This window comes from Saccharothrix variisporea (genome assembly GCF_003634995.1).
Classification (GTDB): Bacteria; Actinomycetota; Actinomycetes; order Mycobacteriales; family Pseudonocardiaceae; genus Actinosynnema; species Actinosynnema variisporeum.
Map to the genome: position 1 here is coordinate 2,768,580 of NZ_RBXR01000001.1, position 24,089 is coordinate 2,792,668.

General features: G+C 73.7%; 24 protein-coding genes. 8 read left to right on the top strand and 16 right to left on the bottom strand.

Going from position 1 to position 24,089, the window contains the following annotated elements:
- The first annotated feature begins 6 nt into the window (after positions 1–6).
- Positions 7–1,194 carry an acyl-CoA dehydrogenase family protein gene (locus DFJ66_RS12055; RefSeq protein WP_121220823.1) on the top strand — a complete coding sequence of 396 codons (1,188 nt, stop codon included), beginning with the start codon at positions 7–9 and terminating at the stop codon, positions 1,192–1,194.
- A 180-nt stretch (positions 1,195–1,374) separates the two neighbouring features.
- Here DFJ66_RS12055 and DFJ66_RS12060 read toward each other — a convergent pair whose 3' ends face one another.
- The gene (locus tag DFJ66_RS12060) at positions 1,375–3,126 is read right to left on the bottom strand and encodes an SdrD B-like domain-containing protein (RefSeq protein ID WP_147459212.1); all 1,752 of its coding nucleotides are present in this window, start codon (positions 3,124–3,126) and stop codon (positions 1,375–1,377) included.
- A 106-nt stretch (positions 3,127–3,232) separates the two neighbouring features.
- Positions 3,233–3,361 carry a hypothetical protein gene (locus tag DFJ66_RS44965; RefSeq protein ID WP_281276609.1) on the bottom strand — a complete coding sequence of 43 codons (129 nt, stop codon included), beginning with the start codon at positions 3,359–3,361 and terminating at the stop codon, positions 3,233–3,235.
- 125 nt (positions 3,362–3,486) lie between these two features.
- Between DFJ66_RS44965 and DFJ66_RS12065 the strand changes: the two genes are divergently transcribed.
- From DFJ66_RS12065 to pflA, 3 genes are read left to right on the top strand one after another with little or no spacing between them, the layout of a single operon-like run.
- Positions 3,487–4,524, top strand: coding sequence for a zinc-dependent alcohol dehydrogenase family protein (locus DFJ66_RS12065; protein WP_121220827.1), 1,038 nt, complete (start codon positions 3,487–3,489; stop codon positions 4,522–4,524).
- Positions 4,521–6,767: a formate C-acetyltransferase gene (pflB, locus tag DFJ66_RS12070; protein WP_121220829.1), complete on the top strand. Its 2,247-nt coding sequence runs from the start codon at positions 4,521–4,523 to the stop codon at positions 6,765–6,767. The genes DFJ66_RS12065 and pflB overlap by 4 nt, the downstream gene beginning before the upstream one ends.
- The gene (gene pflA, locus DFJ66_RS12075; protein WP_121220831.1) at positions 6,764–7,489 is read left to right on the top strand and encodes a pyruvate formate-lyase-activating protein; all 726 of its coding nucleotides are present in this window, start codon (positions 6,764–6,766) and stop codon (positions 7,487–7,489) included. Before pflB ends, pflA begins: the two co-directional genes overlap by 4 nt.
- Positions 7,490–7,635: 146 nt before the next feature.
- On the opposite strand, the gene DFJ66_RS12080 is transcribed toward pflA, so the two are convergent.
- From DFJ66_RS12080 to DFJ66_RS12100, 6 genes are all read right to left on the bottom strand, one after another.
- Positions 7,636–8,481: a universal stress protein gene (locus DFJ66_RS12080; RefSeq protein ID WP_246029708.1), complete on the bottom strand. Its 846-nt coding sequence runs from the start codon at positions 8,479–8,481 to the stop codon at positions 7,636–7,638.
- A gap of 2 nt (positions 8,482–8,483) precedes the next feature.
- Positions 8,484–9,161 carry a CBS domain-containing protein gene (locus tag DFJ66_RS12085; RefSeq protein ID WP_121220835.1) on the bottom strand — a complete coding sequence of 226 codons (678 nt, stop codon included), beginning with the start codon at positions 9,159–9,161 and terminating at the stop codon, positions 8,484–8,486.
- A complete protein-coding gene (locus DFJ66_RS12090; protein ID WP_121220837.1) occupies positions 9,154–10,617 on the bottom strand; it encodes a DUF4389 domain-containing protein in 1,464 nt (487 codons plus the stop codon). Before DFJ66_RS12090 ends, DFJ66_RS12085 begins: the two co-directional genes overlap by 8 nt.
- Positions 10,614–11,195: an Rv1733c family protein gene (locus tag DFJ66_RS12095; protein WP_147459213.1), complete on the bottom strand. Its 582-nt coding sequence runs from the start codon at positions 11,193–11,195 to the stop codon at positions 10,614–10,616. The genes DFJ66_RS12090 and DFJ66_RS12095 overlap by 4 nt, the downstream gene beginning before the upstream one ends.
- Positions 11,196–11,350: 155 nt before the next feature.
- On the bottom strand, positions 11,351–11,473 hold the full coding sequence (locus tag DFJ66_RS44970; RefSeq protein WP_281276610.1) for a hypothetical protein: 123 nt from the start codon (positions 11,471–11,473) through the stop codon (positions 11,351–11,353).
- The gene (locus tag DFJ66_RS12100) at positions 11,467–14,010 is read right to left on the bottom strand and encodes a cation-translocating P-type ATPase (RefSeq protein WP_121220841.1); all 2,544 of its coding nucleotides are present in this window, start codon (positions 14,008–14,010) and stop codon (positions 11,467–11,469) included. Before DFJ66_RS12100 ends, DFJ66_RS44970 begins: the two co-directional genes overlap by 7 nt.
- 176 nt (positions 14,011–14,186) lie before the next feature.
- Between DFJ66_RS12100 and DFJ66_RS12105 the strand changes: the two genes are divergently transcribed.
- Together DFJ66_RS12105 and ppsA are read left to right on the top strand one after the other, a co-directional pair.
- The gene (locus DFJ66_RS12105) at positions 14,187–15,182 is read left to right on the top strand and encodes an Acg family FMN-binding oxidoreductase (RefSeq protein ID WP_121220843.1); all 996 of its coding nucleotides are present in this window, start codon (positions 14,187–14,189) and stop codon (positions 15,180–15,182) included.
- On the top strand, positions 15,179–17,413 hold the full coding sequence (gene ppsA / locus DFJ66_RS12110) for a phosphoenolpyruvate synthase (RefSeq protein ID WP_121220845.1): 2,235 nt from the start codon (positions 15,179–15,181) through the stop codon (positions 17,411–17,413). The genes DFJ66_RS12105 and ppsA overlap by 4 nt, the downstream gene beginning before the upstream one ends.
- Before the next feature lie 53 nt (positions 17,414–17,466).
- On the opposite strand, the gene DFJ66_RS12115 is transcribed toward ppsA, so the two are convergent.
- Positions 17,467–18,195, bottom strand: coding sequence for a DUF6544 family protein (locus DFJ66_RS12115; protein ID WP_121220847.1), 729 nt, complete (start codon positions 18,193–18,195; stop codon positions 17,467–17,469).
- Positions 18,196–18,357: 162 nt separating this feature from the next.
- Between DFJ66_RS12115 and DFJ66_RS12120 the strand changes: the two genes are divergently transcribed.
- Positions 18,358–18,792, top strand: coding sequence for a universal stress protein (locus DFJ66_RS12120; RefSeq protein ID WP_121220849.1), 435 nt, complete (start codon positions 18,358–18,360; stop codon positions 18,790–18,792).
- 79 nt (positions 18,793–18,871) lie between these two features.
- The gene (locus tag DFJ66_RS12125) at positions 18,872–19,525 is read left to right on the top strand and encodes a response regulator transcription factor (RefSeq protein WP_397556246.1); all 654 of its coding nucleotides are present in this window, start codon (positions 18,872–18,874) and stop codon (positions 19,523–19,525) included.
- Between the two features lie 31 nt (positions 19,526–19,556).
- Here DFJ66_RS12125 and DFJ66_RS12130 read toward each other — a convergent pair whose 3' ends face one another.
- The 7 genes from DFJ66_RS12130 to DFJ66_RS12155 form a co-directional block, all read right to left on the bottom strand.
- A complete protein-coding gene (locus DFJ66_RS12130) occupies positions 19,557–20,177 on the bottom strand; it encodes a CBS domain-containing protein (RefSeq protein WP_121220853.1) in 621 nt (206 codons plus the stop codon).
- Positions 20,174–20,644 (bottom strand): universal stress protein, encoded by a 471-nt coding sequence (locus DFJ66_RS12135; RefSeq protein WP_121220855.1) that lies wholly within the window; start codon positions 20,642–20,644, stop codon positions 20,174–20,176. The genes DFJ66_RS12130 and DFJ66_RS12135 overlap by 4 nt, the downstream gene beginning before the upstream one ends.
- Complete coding sequence (locus DFJ66_RS44975) at positions 20,641–20,772, bottom strand: hypothetical protein (protein WP_281276611.1); 132 nt, start codon at positions 20,770–20,772, stop codon at positions 20,641–20,643. The genes DFJ66_RS12135 and DFJ66_RS44975 overlap by 4 nt, the downstream gene beginning before the upstream one ends.
- Before the next feature lie 97 nt (positions 20,773–20,869).
- Positions 20,870–22,087 carry an MgtC/SapB family protein gene (locus tag DFJ66_RS12140; RefSeq protein ID WP_121220857.1) on the bottom strand — a complete coding sequence of 406 codons (1,218 nt, stop codon included), beginning with the start codon at positions 22,085–22,087 and terminating at the stop codon, positions 20,870–20,872.
- Positions 22,087–22,668, bottom strand: coding sequence for a CBS domain-containing protein (locus DFJ66_RS12145; RefSeq protein ID WP_121220859.1), 582 nt, complete (start codon positions 22,666–22,668; stop codon positions 22,087–22,089). The genes DFJ66_RS12140 and DFJ66_RS12145 overlap by 1 nt, the downstream gene beginning before the upstream one ends.
- A 64-nt stretch (positions 22,669–22,732) precedes the next feature.
- Entirely contained in the window at positions 22,733–23,110 is a 378-nt protein-coding gene (locus DFJ66_RS12150; protein ID WP_121220860.1) for a CBS domain-containing protein, read from the bottom strand.
- Positions 23,111–23,317: 207 nt separating this feature from the next.
- On the bottom strand, positions 23,318–23,758 hold the full coding sequence (locus DFJ66_RS12155) for a helix-turn-helix domain-containing protein (protein WP_121220862.1): 441 nt from the start codon (positions 23,756–23,758) through the stop codon (positions 23,318–23,320).
- Positions 23,759–24,089 lie beyond the last annotated feature (331 nt).

A 24,089-nucleotide genomic window follows, 5' to 3' on the forward strand; every position in this document is an offset into this window, starting at 1 on the left:
GGTTCCATGACATCGACAACCCAGACCCTGCCCCCGACGGACTTCCCGGACCGGGCGGCGGCGTTGACGCCGCTGCTGCGCGAGCACGCGTTGTGGGGCGACGAGAACCGGCGTCTGCACGACGACGTGCTCGCGGCGTTGGGCAGGGCCGGTGTCTTCCGGATGCGGGTGCCCGCGCGGTACGGCGGCGCCGAGGCCGACGCGAGCACGATGCTGCGGACGCTGGAGCAGGTCGGCCGCGGTGACGGCTCGGCCGCGTGGGTCGCGGCGGTGTGGTCCACCTGCGCGTGGCTCGCCGGGTTGTTCCCCGACCACGTGCAGGACGAGGTGTTCTCCAGCCCGGACGTGCTGGTGTGCGGCGTCCTGAGCCCGACCGCGACCGCGGTGCCCCGCGACGGTGGCATCGTCGTCGACGGCCGGTGGCAGTTCATCAGCGGGGCGTTGCACAGCGGGTGGCAGCTCGTGCTGGCGATGGCGCCGACCCCGGACGGCAGCGCGCAGTGGCCGGTCATGGCCCTGGTCCCGCTGTCGGACCTGGAGGTCGTGGACGACTGGCACACCGCCGGCCTGCGCGGTACCGGGAGCGTCACCACGGTGGCCCGCGGTGTGTTCGTGCCGGGGGACCGCGTGCTGCCGATGGTGGCGATCCTGGAGGGGCAGTACGCGTCGGTCCTCAACGCCGCGTCGCCCATCTACCGGGCGCCCATGATCGCCACCGGCTGCGTCGCGTTCGCGGGCAGCGCCGTGGGGCTGGCCAAGGCGGCCCGGGAGGCGTTCCTCGACCGACTGCCCGGCCGCAGGATCACCTACACCGAGTACCCCAGCCAGCGCGAGGCACCGCTGACCCACCTGCAACTGGCCGAGGCGACGCTGAAGGCCGACGAGGCGGGGTTCCACGCCACCAGGCTGGCGGCGACCGTGGACGAGAAGTCCGCCACCGGGGAACCGTGGACGGTGCTGGACCGCGTCGCCGCTCGTGCTGCCCTCGGCCGAGTGCTGGGCCTGGTCAAGGAATCGGTGGACATCCTCGCCACGGCGAGCGGTGGTACGTCCGTGTACTCGGACGTGCCGATCCAGCGCATCTCCCGCGACATCCAGACGCTGAACCTGCACGCGTTGATGCACCCGAACACCAACCTCGAACTCTACGGCCGGGTGCTCTGCGGGCTTGAGCCCAACTCGATGTACATCTGAGGATCGCAGCCCGACGAGCCGACCGACCTCCAGGCCGCCGCCGGTGCGCGCCCCCGGTGCCGAGCGGCCCAGAGACCTTGGTCCCGACCGGGGCGAGGACAGCCGGGTCGGCCGACCCTCCGGTGGGGCACGAGTCGTTCCCCGTGCCCCGCCCGGTCCGCGTCGGAGCCGCTCCCGGCGTCAGGTCAGGCGGCGGCGGGCGGCGAAGACCGCGCCCGCGCCGGCCGCCAGCGTGAGCAAGCCCGCCACCAGCGACCACAGCACGTCGGCACCCGTGGCGGCCAGCGCGTCGGGCTCGCCGGGGCGCGGGCCGGTCGCGGGCGGTTCGGGCGCGGGCGGCACGGGGCCGGGTTGACCCGGGTCGGGTTGGTCGGGGCCGGGGGCGACGAGGACGACGTGGCGCACGAGGTCCGGGGTGTCGCTCGCCCGGACGGCGAACTCCCGGCCCGTGAGGAGCCGCCACGGTCCGACGACGCCGAAGTCGTGCAGGCCGACCGGGACGTCGGTGAACTCGAAGCGCCCGGCGGCGTCGGTCGTCGCGCGCACCAGCACGGCACCGCCGACCTGGTCGCGCAGGTACACGACCGTGTTCGGCACCGGGTCGCCGATCAGCGGTCCGCCCTGCGCTCCGCGCTGCTTCGCGAGCAGCCCGACCACCCGCGGCGCACGCGCGCCGGGCACGCGCAACACCGCCGACCGGGAGAAGCTGCCGCTGAACAGGAGGGGCGAGGAGAACGTCAGGTGCACGCGCAGGTAGCCGGTGTCGGCCATGCCCCCGTCGATCGGGACCGGCACCGTGAACACGCGCGTCTCCCCCGTCGGCAGCGTGGCGCCGGGTCTCCAGTCGCGCAACTCCCCGAGGTCGAGGTGCGGCGTGCCGCCCTCGGTGGACCAGCTCGCGGCGATCCCGGACCGCGTCGCGCCGCTGTTGGTCAGGCTGATGGTCAACACCGCGGTCTCCCCCGGCCGGTAGGTCTGCCGGTCGAAGGACACGGACGCCGCGACGACCCGCTCCAGCCACTGGATGCCGCGGACCACGAGCTCCGGTGACGCGGCCTCGCCCACGTCGACCTGGGTGTACGGGTAGAACCAGTCGTCATCGGGCTGCGTCCGGACCGAGTAGGCGCCCAGCGGCAGGTCCTCGAAGGAGAAACGACCCTGCGAGGTGGTCGTGGTCCGGTACTCCCGGAACGGAGACCCACCGGCCGCGGTCACCTCGACGCCCGACGCGTCCTCGCCCGGGTCGGACACACCGTCCAGGTCGGTGTCGCGGTAGACCCGGCCGGTCATCCCACCCCGCACCACCGTGATCGGGACGGTGATCGTGACGGCGTCGTCGGCGGGGTTCGCGTCCTCCCCGCCGGACGCCCGGGTCGACACCACCAGGCTCAGGGAGTCCGCGACCGTCGTCACCCGTCCGACCAGGGTGCCCGACGCGGACGCGCCGGCGTCGAGCCGGACACCCTGGTAGCCGAACTCGGGCCAGTAGTCGCTGGAGAAGTCGCCGCGCGCGGACACCTGGACGCCTTCGGCGACCCCGGTGCCGTTGTTGGTCACGGTCGCGCGGACGGTGATGTCCTCGTCGGCCCGGTAGGCGGGCCGCTCGAACGCCGCCGTGACCCGCAGGTCGAACGGCACCCCGGAGCCCGTCGGGTGCGTGGGCTCTTCCGCGGTGGGCTGACCGGTGACCGTGGTCGAGGTCGGTTCACCGGCGGGTGTCCCGGTCGGCTCGTCGGTCACTGTGGTGGGCGCGGCGGTCGCTGTGGTGGTCGCTGTGGTGGTCGGCTCGTCGGTCGTCGCGGTGGGCGTGGTCGCCGTGGTGGTGGTCTCGCCGGCCGGTGGCGGGCCGGCCGCCCAGGCGGGGGTCGCCACCACGCCGACCCACAACGCGATCGCCGCCGCGAGCCTGCTCGAAGCCCCTAATCGTGACATCGTCCGCATCCCTTCCCCGGTGGCGCCTCCTGCCGGTGCGCCGTCCCCCTCAGAGGGTCCACCGGCACGCGGCGGTGGATCAGTGACCAACGGCCCGGTCTCGCGGCTACCGCCGCCTCGTCGTGGACGGTGCGCGACCCGCGTCGGCGCGCAGCAGGCCGAGCAGGACGCGCAGCGTGGTCGTCTTGCCCGCGCCGTTGGTCTCGCTCCCAGACTTCTCGGCCGTGGTGCGCACGGGCAGTGGCGAAGGCCCGGCCGGCGCAGGGACCTTCGTGCCGGCCCCCGGAGGCCCTCGGTCTCTCCTTGCGCCGGTCGCCGCTGGGAAGGGTGGGTGTGGAAGCCACTGCGAGGAGGTTCACGATGAAGGCGATGGTGTTCCACGGTCCCGGGCAGCGGGCGTGGGAGGACGTGCCGGACGCCGCGCTGGTCGAGCCGACGGACGCGGTCGTGCGGGTCACGGCCGTCACGATCTGCGGCACGGACCTGCACATCCTCAAGGGCGACGTGCCCGAGGTGACGCCGGGCCGGGTGCTCGGGCACGAGGCGGTCGGGGTCGTGGAGCAGGTCGGCGCGGCCGTCACCGGGATCAAGCCGGGCGACCGGGTGCTGGTGTCGTGCATCAGCGGCTGCGGGCGGTGCGCGTACTGCCGCACCGGGTCCTACGGGCAGTGCCGGGGCGGCGGAGGTTGGGTGCTGGGGCACCTCGTCGACGGCACGCACGCCGAGTACGTGCGGGTGCCGTTCGCCGACCTGTCCACGCACCTGCTGCCCGACGGCGTGGCCGATGCCGACGCGGTGATGCTGTCCGACATCCTGCCCACGGCCTACGAGGTGGGCGTGCGCAACGGCCGGGTCGAGCCGGGGCAGACCGTCGTGGTGGTCGGCGCGGGTCCGATCGGGCTCGCGGCGATCGAGACCGCCAAGCTCTACAGCCCCGGCCGGATCGTCGCCGTCGACCTCGCGGCGGCGCGGTTGGAGGCGGCCAAGCAGTTCGGCGCGGACGTCGTCGTGGACGCCGGAGACGACCCGGAGGCCGTGGTCGCGGAGCTGACCGGCGGGTTGGGCGCGGACGTGGCCATCGAGGCCGTCGGCGTGCCGGAGACGTTCGAGCTGTGCGCGCGGCTGGTGCGGCCCGGCGGGCGGGTGGCGAACGTGGGCGTGCACGGGCGGCCCGCCACACTGCACCTGGAAGACCTGTGGATCCGCAACGTCACCATCACCACCGGCCTGGTCGACACCGTCTCCACCCCCGACCTGCTGCGGATGGTGACCACCGGGCGGCTGGACGCGAGCCGGTTCGCCACCCACCACTTCGACCTGTCCGACATGGACACCGCGTACGACGTGTTCTCCCGGGCGGGCGAGACCGGCGCGCTGAAGGTGGTGCTGACCCGGTGACGGCGGTGGAGGAGCGCGTCGAGGCGTGGGCCGGCTTCCGCGGCATGCGCTGGCGGGACGGCATCGACGCGCGCGGGTTCATCCAGGACAACTTCACGCCTTACGAAGGGGATGCGGGTTTCCTCAGTGGACCCACGGCACGCACGAACGCGCTGTGGCGCGACCTGTCCGGGTTGTTCGCCGAGGAACGCCGACGCGGCGTGCTCGACGTCGACGCGCGCACGCCGTCCACGATCACCTCCCACCGACCCGGGTACCTCGACCGCGCCAACGAGATCGTCGTCGGGCTGCAAACCGACGCGCCGCTCAAGCGGGCGATCATGCCCAACGGCGGTCTGCGCATGGTGGAGACCAGTCTGGAGGCGTACGGCCACGAGCTTGACCCTGCGGTGCGGGAGATCTTCACCAAGTACCGCAAGACCCACAACGACGGTGTCTTCGACGCCTACACCCCGGAGATCCTCCGGGCCCGCCGCGCGGGCATCATCACCGGCTTGCCCGACGCCTACGGACGCGGGCGGATCATCGGCGACTACCGCCGGGTCCCCCTGTACGGCGTGGCACGGCTCGTCGAGGCCAAGCGCGCCGAGCGGGCGGCGCTGGACGACGTGCGTTCCACCGGGTCCGTCATCCGCGACCGGGAGGAACTGGCGGAGCAGATCCGCGCCCTGGAAGAGTTGCAGGAGATGGCGGCGGCCTACGGCGACGACATCTCGGTACCCGCCCGCACCGCGCGCGAAGCGGTGCAGTGGCTGTACTACGCCTACCTGGCGGCGGTGAAGGAGCAGAACGGCGCCGCCATGTCCCTGGGCCGCACCTCGACCTTCCTGGACGTCTACCTCCAGCGCGACCTCGACGCCGGTGTGCTGACCGAAGAACGGGCGCAGGAGCTGGTGGACGACCTGGTGATCAAGTTGCGGATCGTGCGGTTCCTGCGCACCCCGGCCTACGACGAGCTGTTCTCCGGCGACCCGACGTGGGTCACCGAGAGCATCGGCGGCGTCGGCGAGGACGGCCGGCCGCTGGTCACCCGCACCAGCTTCCGGTTCCTGCAGACCCTCTACACCCTCGGTCCCGCGCCGGAACCCAACCTCACCGTCCTGTGGTCCCCGCGGCTGCCCGACGGGTTCAAGCGGTTCTGCGCCCGCGTGTCGGTGGACACCAGCTCGATCCAGTACGAGAACGACGAGCTGATCCGCCCGCGCTTCGGCGACGACGCCGCCATCGCGTGCTGCGTGTCGGCGATGCGCGTCGGCAAGCAGATGCAGTACTTCGGCGCACGCGCCAACCTCGCCAAGGCGCTGCTGTACGCCATCAACGGCGGCCGGGACGAGCTGACCGGCGAGCAGGTCGGGCCCGTGCACCCGCCGGTCACCGGCGAGTACCTGGAGTACCGGGAGGTCCGCGCGGCGTTCGACCGGATGCTGGACTGGTTGGCGCGCACGTACGTGGACGCGTTGAACGTCATCCACTACATGCACGACAAGTACGCCTACGAGCGCATCGAGATGGCGCTGCACGACCACCCGGTGCAACGGCTGCTCGGCTGCGGTATCGCGGGCCTGTCGGTCGTCGCCGACAGCCTCTCGGCCATAAAGCACGCCCGGGTCCGCGTAGTGCGCGACGAGACGGGCCTGGCGGTCGACTACGTGGTAGAGGGCGACTTCCCGCGCTACGGCAACAACGACGACCGCGCGGACGCCATCGCGGTCGGCCTGGTCGAGGACTTCATGGCGTTGGTGCGCCGCTACCCCGCCCACCGCGGCGCCCGGCACACCCAGTCCGTGCTGACCATCACCTCGAACATCGTCTACGGCCGGCACACCGGCAACACCCCCGACGGCCGTCGCGCCGGCGAGCCGTTCGCGCCCGGCGCGAACCCGATGAACGGCCGCGACCGGCACGGCCTGGTGGCGGCGGCGCTGTCGGTGGCCAAGCTGCCCTACGACGACGCCCTGGACGGCATCTCGCTGACCGCGACCATCGCGCCCGACGGGCTGGGCCGCTCGCCCGAGGAGCGGGTGGACAACCTCGTGGGTGTGCTGGACGCCTACACCGACGCGGGCGGCTTCCACCTCAACGCCAACGTCCTGAACCGGGAGACCCTGCTCGACGCGATGGACCACCCGGAGAAGTACCCGCAGCTGACCATCCGGGTCTCCGGGTACGCGGTGAACTTCGTGCGCCTGACCCGGGAACAGCAACTGGACGTGCTGCACCGGACCTTCCACGGGTCGCTGTGACCACCGGGTCGGTCCTGTCCTGGGACATCGCCACGGCGGTGGACGGCCCCGGCACCCGGTTCGTGGTCTTCACGGCCGGGTGCCCGCTGCGCTGCCTGTACTGCCAGAACCCGGAGTCCTGGCACGAGCGCGACGGCCGCCGCACCGAGGTCGCCGACGTGCTCGCGGAACTACGGCCCTACCAGCGGTTCATCGAGGTCGCCGGCGGCGGCGTGACCGTCAGCGGCGGCGAACCGCTGCTGCAACCGGGTTTCGTGGGCGAGCTGCTGCACGAGGTGAAGGGGCTGGGCCTGCACACCGCGCTGGACACCTCCGGCCACCTCGGCGCGCGGGCCTCCGACGCGCTGCTCGCCGACACCGACCTGGTGCTGCTGGACATCAAGTCCTGGGACCGGGCCCTGCACCGGCGGCTCACCGGCGGGGACGTGGGTCCGACGCTGGACTTCGCCCTACGGCTCGCCGACCTGGGCAAGCCGATATGGGTCAGGTTCGTCCTGGTGCCCGGTTCGACCGACGACCCCGCCAACGTGGAAGGGGTCGCCGCCTTCGCGGCCGGCCTCGGCACGGTGGAACGGGTGGACGTGCTGCCGTTCCACAAGCTCGGCGCGCCCAAGTACGCGGCGCTGGGCATCCCGTTCCCGCTCGCCGACACGCCCACACCCGACCCGGCGCTGGTGGACGCGGTCCGCGCCCGCTTCGCCGCGCACGGGCTGCGGGCGTGACCCCGGCAGGTCACGCCCGCGGCGTCAGACCAGCACGCGTTCGCCGTCCCGGGGCACGACCGCGTTCCACCCGTGCTCCACGGACAGGCGGCCGGCGAGGGCGGCGGCGCAAGGGGTGCTCATGGGGTACTCCTGAGAGCGGTGGGTCACGTGTTCCGCGGCTCGGTGTGCACGACCATCACCGGGCAGGGCGCGTGGTGCAGCAGGGCGTGGGACGTGGAGCCCAGCAGCAGGCCGGTCAGCGAGTTGTGGCCCCGGCCGCCCACGACGACGAGCGCGGCGTCCTCCGCCCGCTCCAGCAGCGCGACCGACGCCGAACCACGTCCGACCACCACCTCCACCGGCACGTCCCGGTAGCGGGTGCGCCACGGGGACAGCAGCCGGGCCAGCCGGCCGCCGTGAAGCGCGTCGTACTCGGCCAGGTCGACGCCGGCCGACAGCGCGACCACGTCGCCGACGACCGGGTGCCACGTGTGCACCGCGACCACCCCGACCCCGCGCGCCGCGGCCTCCTCGAACGCGTGCGCCAGCACGGGAACGCTGTGCGGGCCGCCGTGCACGCCGACCACCACCGGGCCGGGGCGCGCGGGCTTCTCGCCGCGCACCACGACCACCGGGCACGAGGCGTGCGCGGTCACCGCGATCGCCGTCGACCCGACGGCCAGCGCCCCGAACCCGCCCAGCCCGCGCGTGCCCAGCACCAGCACCCCGGCGCGCGTGGACTCGGCGACCAGCACCTCCGCCGCCGCGCCCACCTCGACGTGCAGCTCCGGTTCCCCGTCCCCGGCCACCCGCGCCGCCTCGCGCAGCACCTGCCAGGCCTGGTCGTTCAGCCGCGCCCGCACCTTCCGGTCCAGGTCGGGCGCGTCGAACAGCGGCGTCTCGGCGTGCACCAGGCGCAGCCGCTCGCCCCGCGTCCGCGCCTCCTCCACGGCCCAGCGCACGGCCTCCAGCGCGGACTCCGACCCGTCGACCCCCACGGTCACCGTCACCGTCACACCTCCGTCGCGTGCCGGGTGTCGTCCCAGCCGTAGGACAGGTGCGACTCGACGTCCACCACGCCGGGCAGTGCGCGGGTCAGCCGCAGGGCCATGTCGAGCTCGCTGCGCCGCTCGACGTGCCCGCGCAGGGTCACCACCCCGTCGACCACCTCGACCGCCACCGCCGCCGGCTCCAGCCACAGCGCCCGCCCCAGGATCTGCTGGACGACGTCGGCCTTCACCTCCGCGTCCCCGCGCAGGAACACGCTGAGCAGGTCGCGCCGGGACAGCACCCCGACCAGCCGCCCGTCCCGGTCCACCACGAACAGCCGGCGCACCCCGGACTCGGCGAGCTGCCCGGCGGCGTCGCTGAGTCGGGTGGTCGGGGTGGTGGTGCGCACGGGCGCGGTCATCAGGTCCTGCGCGGTCACGCCGTGCGCCTGCCGCCACCGCCGTCGCGGGGCGCGGCCGGCGAGCACGCCGGGCCGGTCGTCGACGCCGCCCCGGAACTCCTCCTTGGGCAGCAGGTCGGCCTCGGACACCACGCCGATCGGGCGGCCGTCGTCATCCACCACGGGCACCGCGCTGAACGAGCCCGCGGCCAGCCGTTCGACGATCTCCTTGAACGCCGCGTCGGGGCGCACGGTCACCACCTCGCGCGTCATCACCGTCTGGATCTCGGGCTCACGCATGGGTTTTCTCTCCTCTGGTCCGGTTCGATCGGAAGGCGGCGAAGAACAGCAGGACGCCGCCGAAGACCAACATCAGCACGCCCGCGGGGATCAGCAGCCACGCCACCAGTGCGAGGGCGGGCAGGGATGCCGACGCGGCGACGGTCGTGTCCACGACCCGGGTGCCGTCGGCGTTCATCACCACGGCGGTCCACCGGCCGGGCACCACCTGCCAGGTCAGCGACCCGGTCCCGGAAGCGACCCAGAACCGCTGCGCGGACGGCACGGTGACCGGGGCGCCGCCGGTGACGTGGTTGTACTCCACCCGCTCGCCGATGCTCAGCACGCGGTCGCGGTCCACAGTGGACAGGTAGCGGTCCACGTCGTCGGACGGGCCGATACCGACGAAGGTGCCCGGGTCCGCGCGCAACCCGACCTCGCCGAGCCAGTCGTCGCCGAGGAACCAGCCGGTGCCGGTGCGGTGCAGGTCCGCCGCGCCCATCTCCAGGGCGTAACCGTTGCTGTGCAGCGGCTGTGACGGGGTGCTCAGCATCCCGTCGGCGCCGCGCTGGGTCTGGTGCGCCCACAGCGTGATAGCGCCCGTGGCCGAGAAGCCCGCGCCGGCCACCAGCAGCAGCACGCCGAACACCGCCGCCACGATCCGGCCCGCCGCACCACCACCCGCCGCCGCACCACCCGCCGCACCGCCGCCCGCACCGCCGCCCGCCGCGCCGCCCACCGCGCCGCCCACCGCGCCGCCGCCGGCCGCACCGCCGCCCGCCGCACCACCCGCCGCACCGCCGCCGCGCGTAGCGGGAGCTGGTGGGTCGAAGGCGGGGCCGGGTTCGTCGCCGCCGGTGTCCAGCCGGAACGGCGGGTAGGCGTCGGTCATCAGGCCCGCGTAGGCGGCCACGCGCAGCACCCACCGGTCCATGCCCAGCACGAAGTCGAACACCCCGCGCGGGTAGCGGCCGGTGAACAGCAACGCCACCCCTGCGATCAGCACGAACAGCCCCACCAGCCCGAACGCCCACTCGCCGCCGCGCGACACCGCGTAGCCGCCACCACCGAGGAACACGCCCACGACCAGCAGGTGCGGCACGACCAGCAGCCACTTGACCAGCGCCAGGCCGCGCGAGAGGCGTTCCGGGTAGGCGATGTCGAGGGTGGCCGGGTAGTCCGGCTCCTCCCCGAGGCTGAACGGCGGGTAGCGGTCGGTGCCCAGCGCGCCGACCGTGTAGTACCCCACCCGCCAGGTCCAGCGCAGCACGCCGAGGTTGAACTCGAACAGCGAGCGCGGGTAGCGGCCGGTGACCAGGATCGCCACGAACGCGACCACGCTCAACACCGTGAAAGCCGCCCACAGCAGGGACAGCACGAGGTAGTGCGGGATGGCCAGGAACCACTTCACCAGCCACAGCCACCGGTTCAACCCCGGGTCGAGCCGGGCGCGCACCCGCACGGGATACGTCGTCATGACACCCTCCTCCACAGCGGTTCCACCACGGCCCACTCCCGCGCCCAACGGCGGTCGTTGATCCCGTTGCGCACCAAGCGCAATCCGACGCACAACGCGGCCACCGCGGCCACGAACAGCACCCACACCACGGCGGCGACCGCGACCGCTCCGGCCACCGCGCCTTCCGCCGTGACCGGCGGGTCGGCCGGGTTCCCGGCGGCGTCCAGCCAGATCCGCACCGGCGCGCCGGCGGGCAGGCCAGGCACCGTCTCGACGGTCCCCTGGCGCACCGAGTCGTCCGCGGCGACCCAGCGGGCGCGTGCGGAGGACACCGCGATGGCGCCCTCTCCGGCAGGCAGGACGAGCGGCGCGTCCGCGGTCAGCACCGCCGTCACCTCGTACCGGGTCGCCTGCTGCTCGCGGGACTGGGCCGCGCGCGACGCATAAGCCTCCGAACCGAACGCGGCGGCGACCGGCAGGCCCAGCAGGGCCACCACCACGGCCACGACCACCGCGGCCCCTTCGAGCCGGTCGCCGCGCCGGGCGACCGGGTTGCGGCCGGGGAACACCCTCCGCGCCGCCGTCCTCAGGTCCACCACCGACCACCTCCTGTCGGCTCCCACGCTCGTCCCCGCGCGCCGCCGGCCACAGAGTCCTTGGTCGTCCAGCAGGTCCCTGTTCACCCGGGACCTTGGCCACTGCCACCCACCCCGCGGCCGGACGAGCACCGGAGGGTGGGGCGGGATGCTGGTCACGACGTCGACCAGGACGCCCACGACACGGCCGGGAGGTCACGGTGGCCGTCGTCGACCACGGTCACCGGTAGGGGCGCGAGGTGAGCGGCCAGGCTCAGCCCGCCACCCGCGATCACCACGGTCCTCGACCCGCCCTCCGCAAGCGCTTGTGCAGCGCGTCCGCCGCCAGCACGGCCGGTGCCGCCAGTGCGGCGAACACCCACCCCCACCCGGTGGGCGGGCTGCCGCCCAGCAACCGCGGCAGGGGCGGCACGAACAGGAACACCGCCAGCACGGCCACCTCGAACCCGACCGCGCCCAGCAGCAGCGGGTTGCCCCGCGGCGTCCGCACGGGGTGGGTGGCGCTGCGGCACGCGAACGCGTTGGCCAACTGCCCCAGGACGATGGCCGTGAACGCCGTCCCGGACGCGGTGGCGAGCAGGGCCGGGTTCCCCAGGTCCCAGCCGCCGGCCCACAGCACGAGCGCGAAGGCCCCCATCGACGCCGACGCCTCCGCCGGCCCCAGGACGCCGAACGCCCGCCACAGCACCGATCTGTCGATCAACCCGCCGGTCCGGGCCGGCCCCCGCATGGTGCGCGGGTTGGGCGGCTCGGCGCCCAGGGCCAGCGCGGGCAGCAGGTCGGTGCCGATGTCCAGCGCCAGCACCTGCAACACGCTCAACGCCAACGGGAACGACCCGCCCGACAGCGCCCACACCACGAACGGCGTCAGCTCGGCGACGTTGTCGGTCAGGTGGTAGGTCAGGAACCGGCGGATGTTGGCGAAGGTCGCCCGACCCAGCTCCACGGCGGCGACGATGGTGCCGAAGTGGTCGTCCAGCAGCACCAGGTCCGCCGCTTCCCGCGCCACGTCCGTGCCCGAAGCGCCCATCGCCACGCCGATGTCGGCGGCGCGCAGGGCCGGTCCGTCGTTGACGCCGTCGCCGGTCATCGCCACCACGTGACCCCGGTGCTGCAACGCCTGGGCGATGCGCAGCTTGTCCTCCGGGGTCACCCGCGCCACCACCACGCCGTCGCGGTCCAGCAACTCCCCCAGCGCCGCCTGGTCCTCGGGCAGCTCCGCGCCGGTCACCACGAGCCGGTCCGGGCCGAGCAGCCCCACCTGGTCGGCGATGGCGCGGGCGGTCGCGGGGTGGTCGCCGGTGACCATCGCCAGCCGGATGCCCGCCGTGCGGCAGGCGGCGATCGACTCGGCGACGTCGGTGCGCGGCGGGTCCTGCAAGGCCACGAGCCCCAGCAGGACCAGGTCCCGCTCCACCGCCTCTTGCGAGCCGTCCCGCCGGGGTCCCCGGGCCACGGCGAGCACACGCAGGCCCCGCCGGCCGAAGCGCCGCACGGCCTCCTGCGCGCCCGGGTCGGACGAGCACAGGGGCAGCACCGCGTCCGGTGCGCCGATCACGTGCACGCCGTCGGCGTCCACCACCGACGAGCGCCGCCGGCGCGGGTCGAACGGGTGGCGCACCGCGTCGGGCAGCGCGCCGTCCACGTCGAGCCGGGTGGCCAGGACGTGCAGCGCGACCTCCATGGGGTCGCCCACGGGACGCCAGCGCCCCTCGTGCAGCTCGGCGCGGGCGGTGGGCGTGCAGCGCACGGCACTGAGCGCGACGACTCGCGCTGCGTCGAGCGCACCGCTCACCTCGGCCTCGGGCGCGTAGCCCTCGCCGTGGATCACCGCTTCGCCGCTGGGCGTCCACACCTGCACCACCGACATCTCGTTGCGGGTCAACGTGCCCGTCTTGTCGGTGCAGATGAACGTGGTGGCACCCAAGGTCTCCACGGACTCCAGCCGACGCACCAACGCCTTGCGGTGGGCCATCGCCTGCGCGGCCCGCGCCAGCGACAACGTGACCGTGGGCAACAACCCTTCCGGCACCAACGCGACCGTCACGCCGACCGCGAACAGGAACCCCTGCGTCGGTTCCAGCCCCAGCAGCATCGCCAAGCCGAAGAACGCCACCCCGACGCCCGCGGCGATCACCCCGACCACGGTCACCACCCGGTGCAGCCGCAGCGCCAGCGGGCTCTTGGGCCGGTCCGCCCGCCGGGTCAGCTCCGCGATGCCCGCGAGCTGGGTGCGGGCCCCGGTGGCGACCACCGTCGCGACCGCTTCCCCTTCCACCACGTGGGTCCCGGCGCGCAGCACCGCCCCCGCTGCGGGGCGCACGGGCACGCTCTCCCCGGTCAGCATCGACTCGTCCACGGCCAACCCCGCCGCCTCGACCAGCTCGGCGTCGGCGCACACCCGGTCACCGCCCTGCACCAGCACCTCGTCACCCACGACCAGGTCGGCGGCGTCCACGACCACCGGCACGCCGTCGCGACGGACCGTGGCCCGGGACGGCATGAGGTCCCGCAGGCGCTGCGCGGCCCGGTCCGCGCGGTACTCCTGCGCGAACGAGAAGCCACCGTTGAGCAGCACGACCAGCACGATCGCCACGGACAGCTCCGGCATCCCGGCCACCAGCGCCAACCCGGACGCCACCCACAGCATCAGCGCGAAGAAGTGCACGAATTGCAGCAGCAGCACCACCAGCGGGTGCCGACCGCGCTCCCGGGGCAGCGTGTTCGGCCCGTCCGCGCGCAGCCGCTCGGCCGCCTCCCCCGCGGTCAACCCGCCGCGTCGCACAGCAGTCACCGGTTCGGTCAAGGACTCCATCGACGTGCACCTCCCGTGGCAGCCAGCGTTCCCGTGGCGGGCGCGCCGACCCCAGGGGCCTCGGGGCACGCCGGCGCGACGGCGGTCCCTGCCGGCTGGGGACCTCCGACCCTGCTCCCGGGGTGCGCCCGCGGGCCACCGTCAAGGGCATGGACACGAGTGCGGAGGTGAGTCGCATGGAACCCGGTCGGCCCGACGACGAGACCATCCGGACCGCCCTGGCGCTGGCGTGCCGTGCCCCTTCGGTGCACAACACCCAGCCCTGGCGGTGGCGGATCGGCGATCGGAGCGTGCACCTGTACGCCGACGACAGCCGCAGGCTGCCCGCCACCGACCCCGAGGGGCGCGACCTGCTGCTCAGCTGCGGCGCGGCCCTGCACCACCTGCGGGTGGCGCTGGCGGCCCTGGGCTGGCGGTCCGTGGTGCACCGGCTGCCCAACCCCGCCGACCCGGACCACCTGGCGGCCGTGGAGTTCACCCGCCACGACCCGACCGCCGACCGGGTCGCCCTCGCCGGCGCCATCCCGCGGCGGCGCACCGACCGCCGCCGCTTCTCCTCCTGGGGCGTCCCGAGCTCGGTGCTGCTCCTGCTGGAGGACCGGGCCGCCGCCGAGGGCGCGGTCGCCCGCGAGGCCACCGGGTCCCGCGAGCGCTACGAGCTGGCCACCGCCATCGGCACGGCTGCCGCCATACAGGACGCCGACCCCGCCTACCGGTTCGAAACCCGGACGTGGAGCGGCACCCACGCCGACTTCGACGGCGTGCCCGCCGCGAACGCGCCGTCCGGGCTGCCCCAGCACGGTGACGTGCAGCTGCGCGAGTTCCCCGGCGGCGAACTGCTCGACCAACGCGCCGGCGACTGGGAGGACGACGGCGCGGCCCTGCTCGTCCTCGGCACCTCCTCCGACGACCGGCTCTCGGTCCTGCGCGCCGGCGAGGCCACGAGCGCGGTACTGCTCGAAGCCACCGTCGCCGGCCTGGCCACCACCCCGATCAGCCAACCCCTCGAAGTCGCCGAGACCCGGGAGCGCGTCCGGTCCGGAGTGCTGGACGGTGCCCTGCACCCGCACATCGTGCTCCGCGTCGGCTGGGCGCCCTTCAACGCCGACGAGATCCCCGCCACCCCGCGCCGCCCGCTGCGCGACGTCATCGACGGGTGGGAGGGCGCATGAACGGCTACGTCCGGGACTTCGCGGACCTGCGCGTCCACGACACGGCCGTCGCCGGTGGCAAGGGTGCCAACCTCGGCGAACTGACCGCCGCGGGCCTGCCCGTGCCGCCGGGTTTCGTGGTCACCGCCGACGCCTACCTGACGTCGATGCGCCCGGTGCGCGAGGAACTCGACGAGCTGCTCGCCAAGGCGCTGGTCACCCCGGACGACGAGGTCGCGGAGCGCCTGCAGGCGCTGGTGCGCCAGGCGGGTGTGGCCCCGGAGGTCGCCGCTGACGTCCTGGCCGCCCACGCCCGCCTGGGTGCGGACGTGCCGGTCGCGATCCGGTCCTCGGCCACCTCCGAGGACACCGCCGGGGCGTCGTTCGCGGGCATGAACAGCACGTTCACCAACACCACCGGCGCGGACGACGTACTGGCGCGGCTGCTGGACTGCTGGGTGTCGCTGTTCGGCACCCGCTCGCTGGCCTACCGCGCCGAGCAGGGCCTGACCGAGGAACCGGCCATCGCGGTGGTCGTGCAGCGGATGGTGCACTCCGAGCGCTCCGGCGTCATGTTCACCGCCGACCCCGCCACCGGCGACCGGGACACCGTCGTGGTCGAGGCCGCGTTCGGGCTGGGCGAGGTCGTGGTGAGCGGGTCGGTGGAGCCCGACACCTACACCCTCCACCGGTCCGGTGACGCGGTGTCCCTTGTGGACACCCGGATCGGCCGCAAGACCCACCAGGTGGTGCGCGGCGAGGACGGGCGCGACCTGCGCGTGCCGTTGGGACCGGAGGACTCCGCCCGGCGCGTGCTCGATCCGTCCGAGGCCGAGGCGTTGGGACGCCTGGGTGTCCGGGTCGAACGGCACTACGGCACGCCCCAGGACATCGAGTGGGCGATGGTCGGCGACGACACCTGGCTCGTCCAGTCCCGCCCCATCACCACGCTCACCCCGCCGGACACGAACCTGGTGACCGGTCTCGGCGCGTCCCCCGGCACGGTGTCCGGCCGCGTGCGCGTGCTGGCCTCGCCCGCCGAGGGCACGCGCCTGCGCGACGGCGAGGTCCTCGTCGCCGAGATGACCAACCCGGACTGGGTCCCCGCCATGCGGCGCGCGGCCGCCGTGGTCACCGACGGCGGCGGCATCACCTGCCACGCCGCCATCGTGGCCCGCGAACTGGGTGTGCCGTGCGTGGTCGGCACCGGCACAGCGACGTCCGTGCTGCGCGACGGGCAACAGGTCACCGTCGACGGCAGCGCCGGAACCGTCACGGCCGGCACGGTGTCCGCCCCGACCACCACCGTCGAGAGAGCCGCACCGGCCGCCGTCGAGCCGCTGGCGACCCGCGTCTACGTCAACCTCGCCCTGCCCGAGCACGCCGAGGAGACCGCCGCGCTGCCCGTCGACGGGGTCGGCCTGCTGCGCGCGGAGTTCATGCTCACCGAAGCCCTGAACGCCGAACACCCGCGCCGCTACCTGGCCACCCACGGCAGCGAGGGCTTCCTGCACGCGATGTCCGAGTCCCTGCTGCGCATCACCCGGCCCTTCGGGTCGCGCCCGGTCGTCTACCGGACGATGGACTTCCGCACCAACGAGTTCCGCGAACTGGCCGGCGGCGCGGAGTTCGAACCCGTCGAGCACAACCCGATGATCGGCTACCGCGGCTGCTACCGGTACGTCCGCGACCCCATGCTGTTCGCGCTGGAGCTCCAAGCCCTGGCCAGGGTCCGCGAGCAGACGCCCAACCTGCACCTGATGATCCCGTTCGTGCGCACCAAGTGGGAACTGGAGGCGTGCCTGGAGCAGGTCGACCGCAGCCCCCTGGGCCACCAGCGCGGCCTGCACCGCTGGGTCATGGCCGAGGTCCCCTCGATCGTCCACTGGATCCCCGAGTACGCCCGCATGGGTGTCGACGGCGTCTCCATCGGCAGCAACGACCTCACCCAACTCGTCCTCGGCGTCGACCGCGACTCCGAGGTGTGCGCGGAGCTGTTCGACGAATCCGACCCGGCGGTCCTGGACTTCATCGGCCGCATCATCACCGCCGCCCGCGACGCCGGCATCACGTCGTCGCTGTGCGGCCAGGCCCCGTCCAACCGACCCGAGTTCGCCGAACACCTGGTCCGCCTGGGCATCACGTCGGTGTCGGTCAACCCCGACGCCGTCACCGCCGCCAGGTCCGTGATCGGGTCGGCCGAACGCCGCCTGGTCCTCGACCGCGCCCGCCGGGCAGGAGCATCGCCGTGACGACCACACCGGCGGATCCGGCGGGAGCGGCACGCCCACCTCCCGCAGTGGGATCAGCCGGCGGTCAGGTAGGTGATGTCCGCGTCGGCGAGGTCGAACTGGGCGTAGGTGAACGGCCCGTCCGGCAGGTGCCACACCGCGCACACGCGACGCGGTCGCACCCGACCCGCCACCAGCACCCACCCGTCGACCGGGATCGACCACCGCCTCCGGACCGGTCCGCCGGGCAGGTCGGCCCACCGGTCGTCGGTGGCGACCTCGCGCGGAGCCCCGCCGTGGTCGGTCGTCACGCGGGCGGTGACCTGGACGTCCCGGTCGGTGAGGGTGACGGCGAAGGTGTCGTCGGCGACGGCGGTCCAGGTGACGGGCAGGTCGAGCAGCGTGGACGGGGCGAACAGGATCGCGTCGGCGAGGTAGGTGACCAACTCGGCCCGGTCCATCTCCGGACCGGCCGCGTCGGCGACGGTGATCGCGCCCAGCGCGGTGGCATGCAGCCGACCGTGCCCGTGGTCGTACGAGTCGGTCGCGTGGACCGGCACCACGTGCCCGAGGGCGAGGTGCAGGTGGTAGTCGCGGCTGATCTCCGGCGCGGTGTTGCGCTGCTCGACCCGGCACGCCGTCCAGCGGTCGGTGGGCTTGCGCCGGAACCAGCCGCGGGCACGCAGCGTGAACCCGGTGTCGCGCGGACGGCGCGGGACACCGGCGAAGTCCAGGTAGCGCCGAGCCGCTTCGGGCAGGTGGGCGACGGACTCGTCCGTCACCTCGGGGGTGGTTCGCGTCATGGTCGTGACCTCCGCCGTCCAGCCTGCCGACCGCCGACGCGGCGCAGCAGAGTCGTGCGACTCCACCGGACGCGCGGACGTCCCTCCGCCCCGAGGACGTACGACTCTGCCCAACGCTCCGGCCCCGGCCGAGGCTTGAGTCACCCCGGAAGGAGTTCGGTGATGATCCTGGTAGGCGTGGACGGATCGCCCGCGAGCCGCAAGGCGCTGCGCTGGGCACTGGAGCAGGCGGCTCGCACGGGCGAGACCGTCGAGGCCACGATGGCGTGGCTGCGTGAACCCGAGTACGTGGCCGCCGTGTCGATGGGCGTGCACCCGCACGGCGACCGGCCCGACCACCGGCACCCGGCGCGGGAGCTGCACGCGATCGTCGAGGAGGTCCGGGCCGAGGTCCCCGGCGCGCCGGAGGTGGCCGAGGTGACCATCGTCGGCGACGCCGCCACCGCGCTCACCGCCGCCGCACGCCAAGCCGACCTGCTCGTCATCGGCAGCCACGGCCACGGGCCGCTCGCCGAGGTGTTCCTGGGCAGTGTCGCGGCCGACTGCGTCCGCCACGCGACCTGCCCGATCGTGGTGATCCCCGCCCACGCGCCCTGACCCGCACCAGGGACCTTCTACCCTGGTCGGCAGCACGTCCGGCGGGGACAGTCGGGTCCGTGCGGCGGAGGTGGGCAGGGTGAAGGTGTTCTTGGTGGACGACCACGAGGTCGTCCGGGTCGGGGTCAGGGAGCTGCTCAACAGCGCCGACGACCTGGAGGTGGTCGGCGAGGCCGGCTCGGTCGCCGAAGCGCTGGCCCGCGTCCCCGGCAGCGGCGCGGACGTCGCCGTCCTGGACGTGCGCCTACCCGACGGCAACGGCATCGAGCTGTGCCGGGAACTGCGCTCCCGCCTGCCCGACCTGAACTGCCTGATGCTCACCTCGTTCACCGACGACGAGGCCCTGTTCGACGCCATCATGGCCGGCGCCTCGGGCTTCGTCCTCAAGCGCATCCTCGGCAACGACCTGGTCAACGCCGTCCGCACCGTCGCCTCCGGCGGCTCCCTCCTGGACGCCCGCTCCACCACCGCCCTGCTCAACCGCATCCGCCGCGAACGCGAAGAGGGCGACCCGGTCCGCATGCTCACCGAGCAGGAGCGCACCGTGCTCGACCTCATCGGCCAGGGCCTGACCAACCGGCAGATCGCGGAGAAGATGTTCCTCGCGGAGAAGACGGTCAAGAACTACGTCTCCCACCTGCTCGCCAAACTCGGCCTCGAACGCCGCACCCAAGCCGCCGTCATGGCCACCAAGCTCCGCAAGCCCCACCCGTCCGCGTCCGAAGACGGCTAGACGGGCGGGACCGCGGTTCGGTCGACAACCCTCACCCGTGGACGGCGTGACCGGTCTCCGGGAACCGGACCCCCGCCACACCGGCCACCGCTCCCGCGAGCACCTCGGCCACGTGCCGGTCACGCTCGTCGTCCAGAGCGTCCACGATGGACACTTGACCGTCCACCACGGACACCGTCCACCGGTGGGGGTCCGCGTACAGGCCCAGTCGGTGGCGCACCTCTGCCGCAAGTGCGCGGTCGTCGCGGGTGATGGCGCGCAGCATGTCGCGACGGGTCACCACGCCCACCAGCCGGCGGCCGTCCACGACGGGCGCGCTGCGCACGCGGTGCTCCAGCATCAGCCGGGCCAGGTCGCCGAGGTCGGTGCCCGGGTGGGCGACGGCCTCCGGTCGGGTCATCACGTCGGCGACGGTCTGGCGGGGCACGGGCCGGCCGCGGGCGGGTTCGCCGTGGACCAGGGTGCGCGGGTCCAGCGGCAGGCGGTCGCGCAGCACGTCGGCCTCGGTGACCACACCGACCAGCACACCGGCCCCGTCCACCACGGGCAGCATGGTGAAACCCTTGGCGGCCAACAAAGCCCCGGCGTCCCGCGCCGCCGCACCGGGGTGCACGACCACCACGTCGCGCGTCATGACATCCCGCGCCCTCATCGCGCACCCTCCTCGACCTTGGCGCCGTCATGCGGCGCCTCCACCGCAGCCGGCGGCAGGACCACGACCGGCGCGGTCGAGTGCCGCACGCAGTGCGCGGTCGTGCTGCCCAGGACGATCCGGCGCAGCCCGCCGCCGGTGTGCGCGGCCACGACCAGCAGCGCCGCGCCGCGCGCCTGCTCCTCCAGCACCTCGGCGGCCGACCCGCGCAGGCACTTGCGGATGATCCGCGGGAAGGTCTCCCGCCCGACCGCCACCTCCCGCAGCGCGCTCTCCACGGTCGCCTCGGACCTGCCGCGTGCCTCCTGCTCGGAGGTCATCGCCCAATCGGCCAGCGGCTCGTAGTTCCACACGTTGACCACGTGCAGCGGGACGCCCCGCAACGTCGCCTCGTCCATGGCCCAGGACAGCGCGCGCACGCCCGCCGACGTCCCGTCCACGCCCACCACGATCGGTCCCTCGTTCACGACTCCTCCTCGATGTCCGGCCCCGGTCGGGGCGTGTCGCGGAACGGGTCACCGGGCTCGGCCGCACCCGCGCGTCCGCTGAACCGCGCGTCACCGACCACGCCCGCCGGCGGCTTGGCCCGACCCATCCCGCCTCCTCGGTTCGTCTGCCCACGAGCCTCCCGCCACGCGAGCCGGGCGGTCAGTGGCGGCGGTCCCGACGAGCCCGGGACCTTCGACCCCGCGTCACAGGGCCACGACGCCGGCGAACGCGGCGACCACGGGCAGCAGCCACCCGGCCAGCCCCAGCGCGAACCGCGGTCCACCGGCCACCAGGGCGAGCACCAGCTTCACCACCGTGTTGGCCGCCAGCGCCGCCCCACACGCCAGCACGGCCGTGCTGACGGGGATGGTCCCCGGCGCGAGCGAGGCCGCCGCGATCGCCGAGGCGTGCGCGTCGGCCAGCCCACCGAGCCCCGCCGCCAGCACCGCTCCCCCGCCGCCCAGCCACTCCGCCGCCCCGCGCGTGACCACCAGCAACGTGACCAGGACCAACGCCAACCCGACCGCCGCCCGCAACGACAACGGCCGCTCCACGACCTCGTCGTGCTCCTCGCCGGACTCGGGCAGCCGCCAGGTCAACCAGGCGATCTCGGCCAGCAGCACCACCACACCGGTCGCGGCGGCGGGCAGCAGCCGCAGCGACACCACCGGGCTCGCCACCGCCGTCACCGCCACCAGCTGCGCCAACGTCGAGACGTTCGCCGCCAACGCGGCGGGCACCGCGGGCGCACCGACCTCGCGGAACCGGCGTCCCATCACGGCGGTGGTGGCCGAACCGGACACGAACCCGCCGCCGAACCCCGCCACCAGCAGCCCCCACCGCCGGCCCAACGCCCGCGCGGCCAGGTACCCGGCCCAGCCGATCAGCGTCACCGCCAGCACCAGGCCCCACACCTTGGCCGGGTTGAGCACCCCGTACGGGCCCAGCGGCCGGTTGGGCAGCAGCGGCAGCACCACGAACGCCACCACGAACACCGTCATCGCGTCGGTCACGTCCCGGTCGCTCACCAGCCGGGTGGCGAACCGGTGCAACGGCCGCTTGGCCGCCAGCAACACCGCCACCAGCACCCCGGCCGCCACCGCGAGCTGCGGCCGGTGCCACGCCAACGCGCCCAACAGGTACGCCACCACCGCGGCGACCTCCGTGGTGGCCCCGACATCGGGCTCCGCCGACCGCAGTTCCCGCCAGTACCAGAGGACCACCAGTGCGCTCACCCCCGCGAACCCGACCGCGACCACCGCCGGCGACAACGCGGCAGCCACCGCCCCGGCCAGCGCGATCAACGGGAACGTGCGCGACCCGGCCGGCCGCCGGCCTGTCACGTCGTGCTCGCGCTCCACCCCGAGCAGCAGCCCGATCGCCAACGCCGTGGCCAGCGCGGCGGCGGCAGCGAGGTCCATCAGGTCGTGGCGTCGACCGGGACACCGCCCAGCACGACCCCGACCACTCCCGGCACGGTCCGCACCAGCGCCGCGACCACCTGCCGCTCGGCTTGGTCCTCGAACGGCCCGCTGACCGCGACCCGACCGCCAACCACCTCCACGGTCCAGCGTCGAGTCCGGCTGTAGGCGCGCAGCAGCCGGTCCACGCGAGCGGTCATCACGTCGTCGTCCGGGGTCAGCACGCGCAGCAGATCGCTGCGACTCACCACCCCGACGACGCACCCGCGCGCGTCCACGACCGGCAGACAACGCAACCGGTGACCGAGCATCGCGCTCGCCAGCTCGGTCGGCGTGGCGGTCAGGGGCGCGCTGATCACGACCTTGTTCATCACCTGCCCGACGGTGGTCGCGCCCGCGCCCTGCCCGATGCTCTGCACCAGCAGGTCGATGCCGGACACGATCCCGACCAACCGCCCACCGTGCTCCACCACCGGCAGCGCGGAGAAACCGTGGTCGATCAGCAGCGCATTCGCGGCGCGAATGGTCGTGGACGGTTCGACCGTCACGACCGGGCGGGTCATCACTTCTGCAGCGTCCATATCGGACAGCCTCCGCGCGGTCGGATGTCGACGGCAGTGCGGATGGGCTCCTCGCATCGGTGACCTAGGTCCCGGTGTGGGCCATCACCCGGACAAGGTCCCGCCTGGTCACCACCCCGACGAGCGCCGCTCCGGCCACCACGGGCACCCAGCGCACGTGGTCCTCCACCATGATCCGAGCGACCGCTCCGATCGGTGCGTCCGGGTCCACACCAAGAACCGGCGTCGACATGACCGCCCGCACCGGTGTCTCCCCCGGCCGGTGGTCGGTGTGCTCGCCGCGCAGCAGGTCGGCGTCGGTGACGACACCGACCAACCGCTGCCCGTCCACCACCGCCAGCGCGGTGAACCCGTGCGAGGACAGCAGCGCGGCGGCCTCGTGGATCGGCACGTCCGGCGTCACGGCGATGACGGGGCTGGTCATGAACTCGCGAGCACGCATCGGGCACCTCCCAGGAACGCAGTCCTTGCACCGACGCTAGAGCGCCCTCACGACCGCCGACGCGGCCTTAGGTCCTCCGTCAGCAGGGTCCTTGGTCCAGCGGCGCACTCACCCACAAACCGGCGGACACCCACCGCTGACCCGTTCCCACCGGCCGGCGGGGCGGGTCGACCGGATAGTGCGGAGCACTATCCGGTCAGGTCTCGGTCATTCGCGCTGTACCTGGAGGTCCTCGCTCGCCTCCAATTCGACGCCGAGCCGGTCGCTGTCGCCGGCAGTCGCCAAGGACAGCGACTGGGGGACGAACGACAACAACCAGAGGCGGTGGCGGAGACGCTCACGCAGTTCGATGAACAGCTCCGCATCGGTGAGAGCGGTCAGGTCCGGCATCCGCACAGGCCGATGCCGGGCCTCGTCCTCGGTGAGGATGCGAGTTCCGACAAGGACCTCGAGGGTGGACACGCCGAGAAAGCGGGCGATGGCCCGTGCAGTGGGGATGCTCGGAAATCGCCCGTTGCGCAAGATGGTCAAGCAGCTGCGCGGCAGACCGGTGCCGCGAATGAGGTCTCCGGCGGTCAGGCCGCGCTTGCGGAGTTCGCCGTCGAGGTAGGCCCATTGCGGCGAGGTCGCCCGGTGATGTGTGCTCACACGAGCATACTAGACGCGCACACAGGACGTTCGGTGCGCCACCCGCCCGCAACAATGGAGTGCCACCCAGGCAGGCACGGGGAGGAGGTTGCCGGGATGGTCGAGCCAAAGAGTGCGGGCGGCGGGGAAGTCGGTGGGCACGAAGGGGTCCCAGCCGGGCCGACCGCTGTCGTTCCAGGCTCGCCACACGTTCTCGACGTGCTCCCACAGCGAGCCGGATCCGCCGTCGCACACTCGGCAGCTTCGGGCAGTTGCGGCCAACTTGAGTCGTTCAGCGCAGGTTGACGGCAGTTCACGCGAACGGTTGGCCGTTGGGGTCGACGCGCCGGAT

Excerpts from the sequence above, each read along its gene's own strand:
- DFJ66_RS12130 (WP_121220853.1), bottom strand. The coding sequence starts at position 20,177 with ATGAGGGCGCGGGATGTCATGACGCGCGACGTGGTGGTCGTGCACCCC.
- DFJ66_RS12145 (WP_121220859.1), bottom strand. The coding sequence starts at position 22,668 with ATGGACGCTGCAGAAGTGATGACCCGCCCGGTCGTGACGGTCGAACCG.
- DFJ66_RS12105 (WP_121220843.1), top strand. The coding sequence starts at position 14,187 with ATGGAACCCGGTCGGCCCGACGACGAGACCATCCGGACCGCCCTGGCG.
- DFJ66_RS44975 (WP_281276611.1), bottom strand. The coding sequence starts at position 20,772 with ATGGGTCGGGCCAAGCCGCCGGCGGGCGTGGTCGGTGACGCGCGGTTC.
- DFJ66_RS12150 (WP_121220860.1), bottom strand. The coding sequence starts at position 23,110 with ATGCGTGCTCGCGAGTTCATGACCAGCCCCGTCATCGCCGTGACGCCG.
- DFJ66_RS12055 (WP_121220823.1), top strand. The coding sequence starts at position 7 with ATGACATCGACAACCCAGACCCTGCCCCCGACGGACTTCCCGGACCGG.
- DFJ66_RS12090 (WP_121220837.1), bottom strand. The coding sequence starts at position 10,617 with ATGACGACGTATCCCGTGCGGGTGCGCGCCCGGCTCGACCCGGGGTTG.
- ppsA (WP_121220845.1), top strand. The coding sequence starts at position 15,179 with ATGAACGGCTACGTCCGGGACTTCGCGGACCTGCGCGTCCACGACACG.
- DFJ66_RS12115 (WP_121220847.1), bottom strand. The coding sequence starts at position 18,195 with ATGACGCGAACCACCCCCGAGGTGACGGACGAGTCCGTCGCCCACCTG.
- DFJ66_RS12065 (WP_121220827.1), top strand. The coding sequence starts at position 3,487 with ATGAAGGCGATGGTGTTCCACGGTCCCGGGCAGCGGGCGTGGGAGGAC.
- DFJ66_RS12085 (WP_121220835.1), bottom strand. The coding sequence starts at position 9,161 with ATGCGTGAGCCCGAGATCCAGACGGTGATGACGCGCGAGGTGGTGACC.
- DFJ66_RS12140 (WP_121220857.1), bottom strand. The coding sequence starts at position 22,087 with ATGGACCTCGCTGCCGCCGCCGCGCTGGCCACGGCGTTGGCGATCGGG.
- DFJ66_RS12120 (WP_121220849.1), top strand. The coding sequence starts at position 18,358 with ATGATCCTGGTAGGCGTGGACGGATCGCCCGCGAGCCGCAAGGCGCTG.
- DFJ66_RS12060 (WP_147459212.1), bottom strand. The coding sequence starts at position 3,126 with ATGTCACGATTAGGGGCTTCGAGCAGGCTCGCGGCGGCGATCGCGTTG.
- DFJ66_RS12100 (WP_121220841.1), bottom strand. The coding sequence starts at position 14,010 with ATGGAGTCCTTGACCGAACCGGTGACTGCTGTGCGACGCGGCGGGTTG.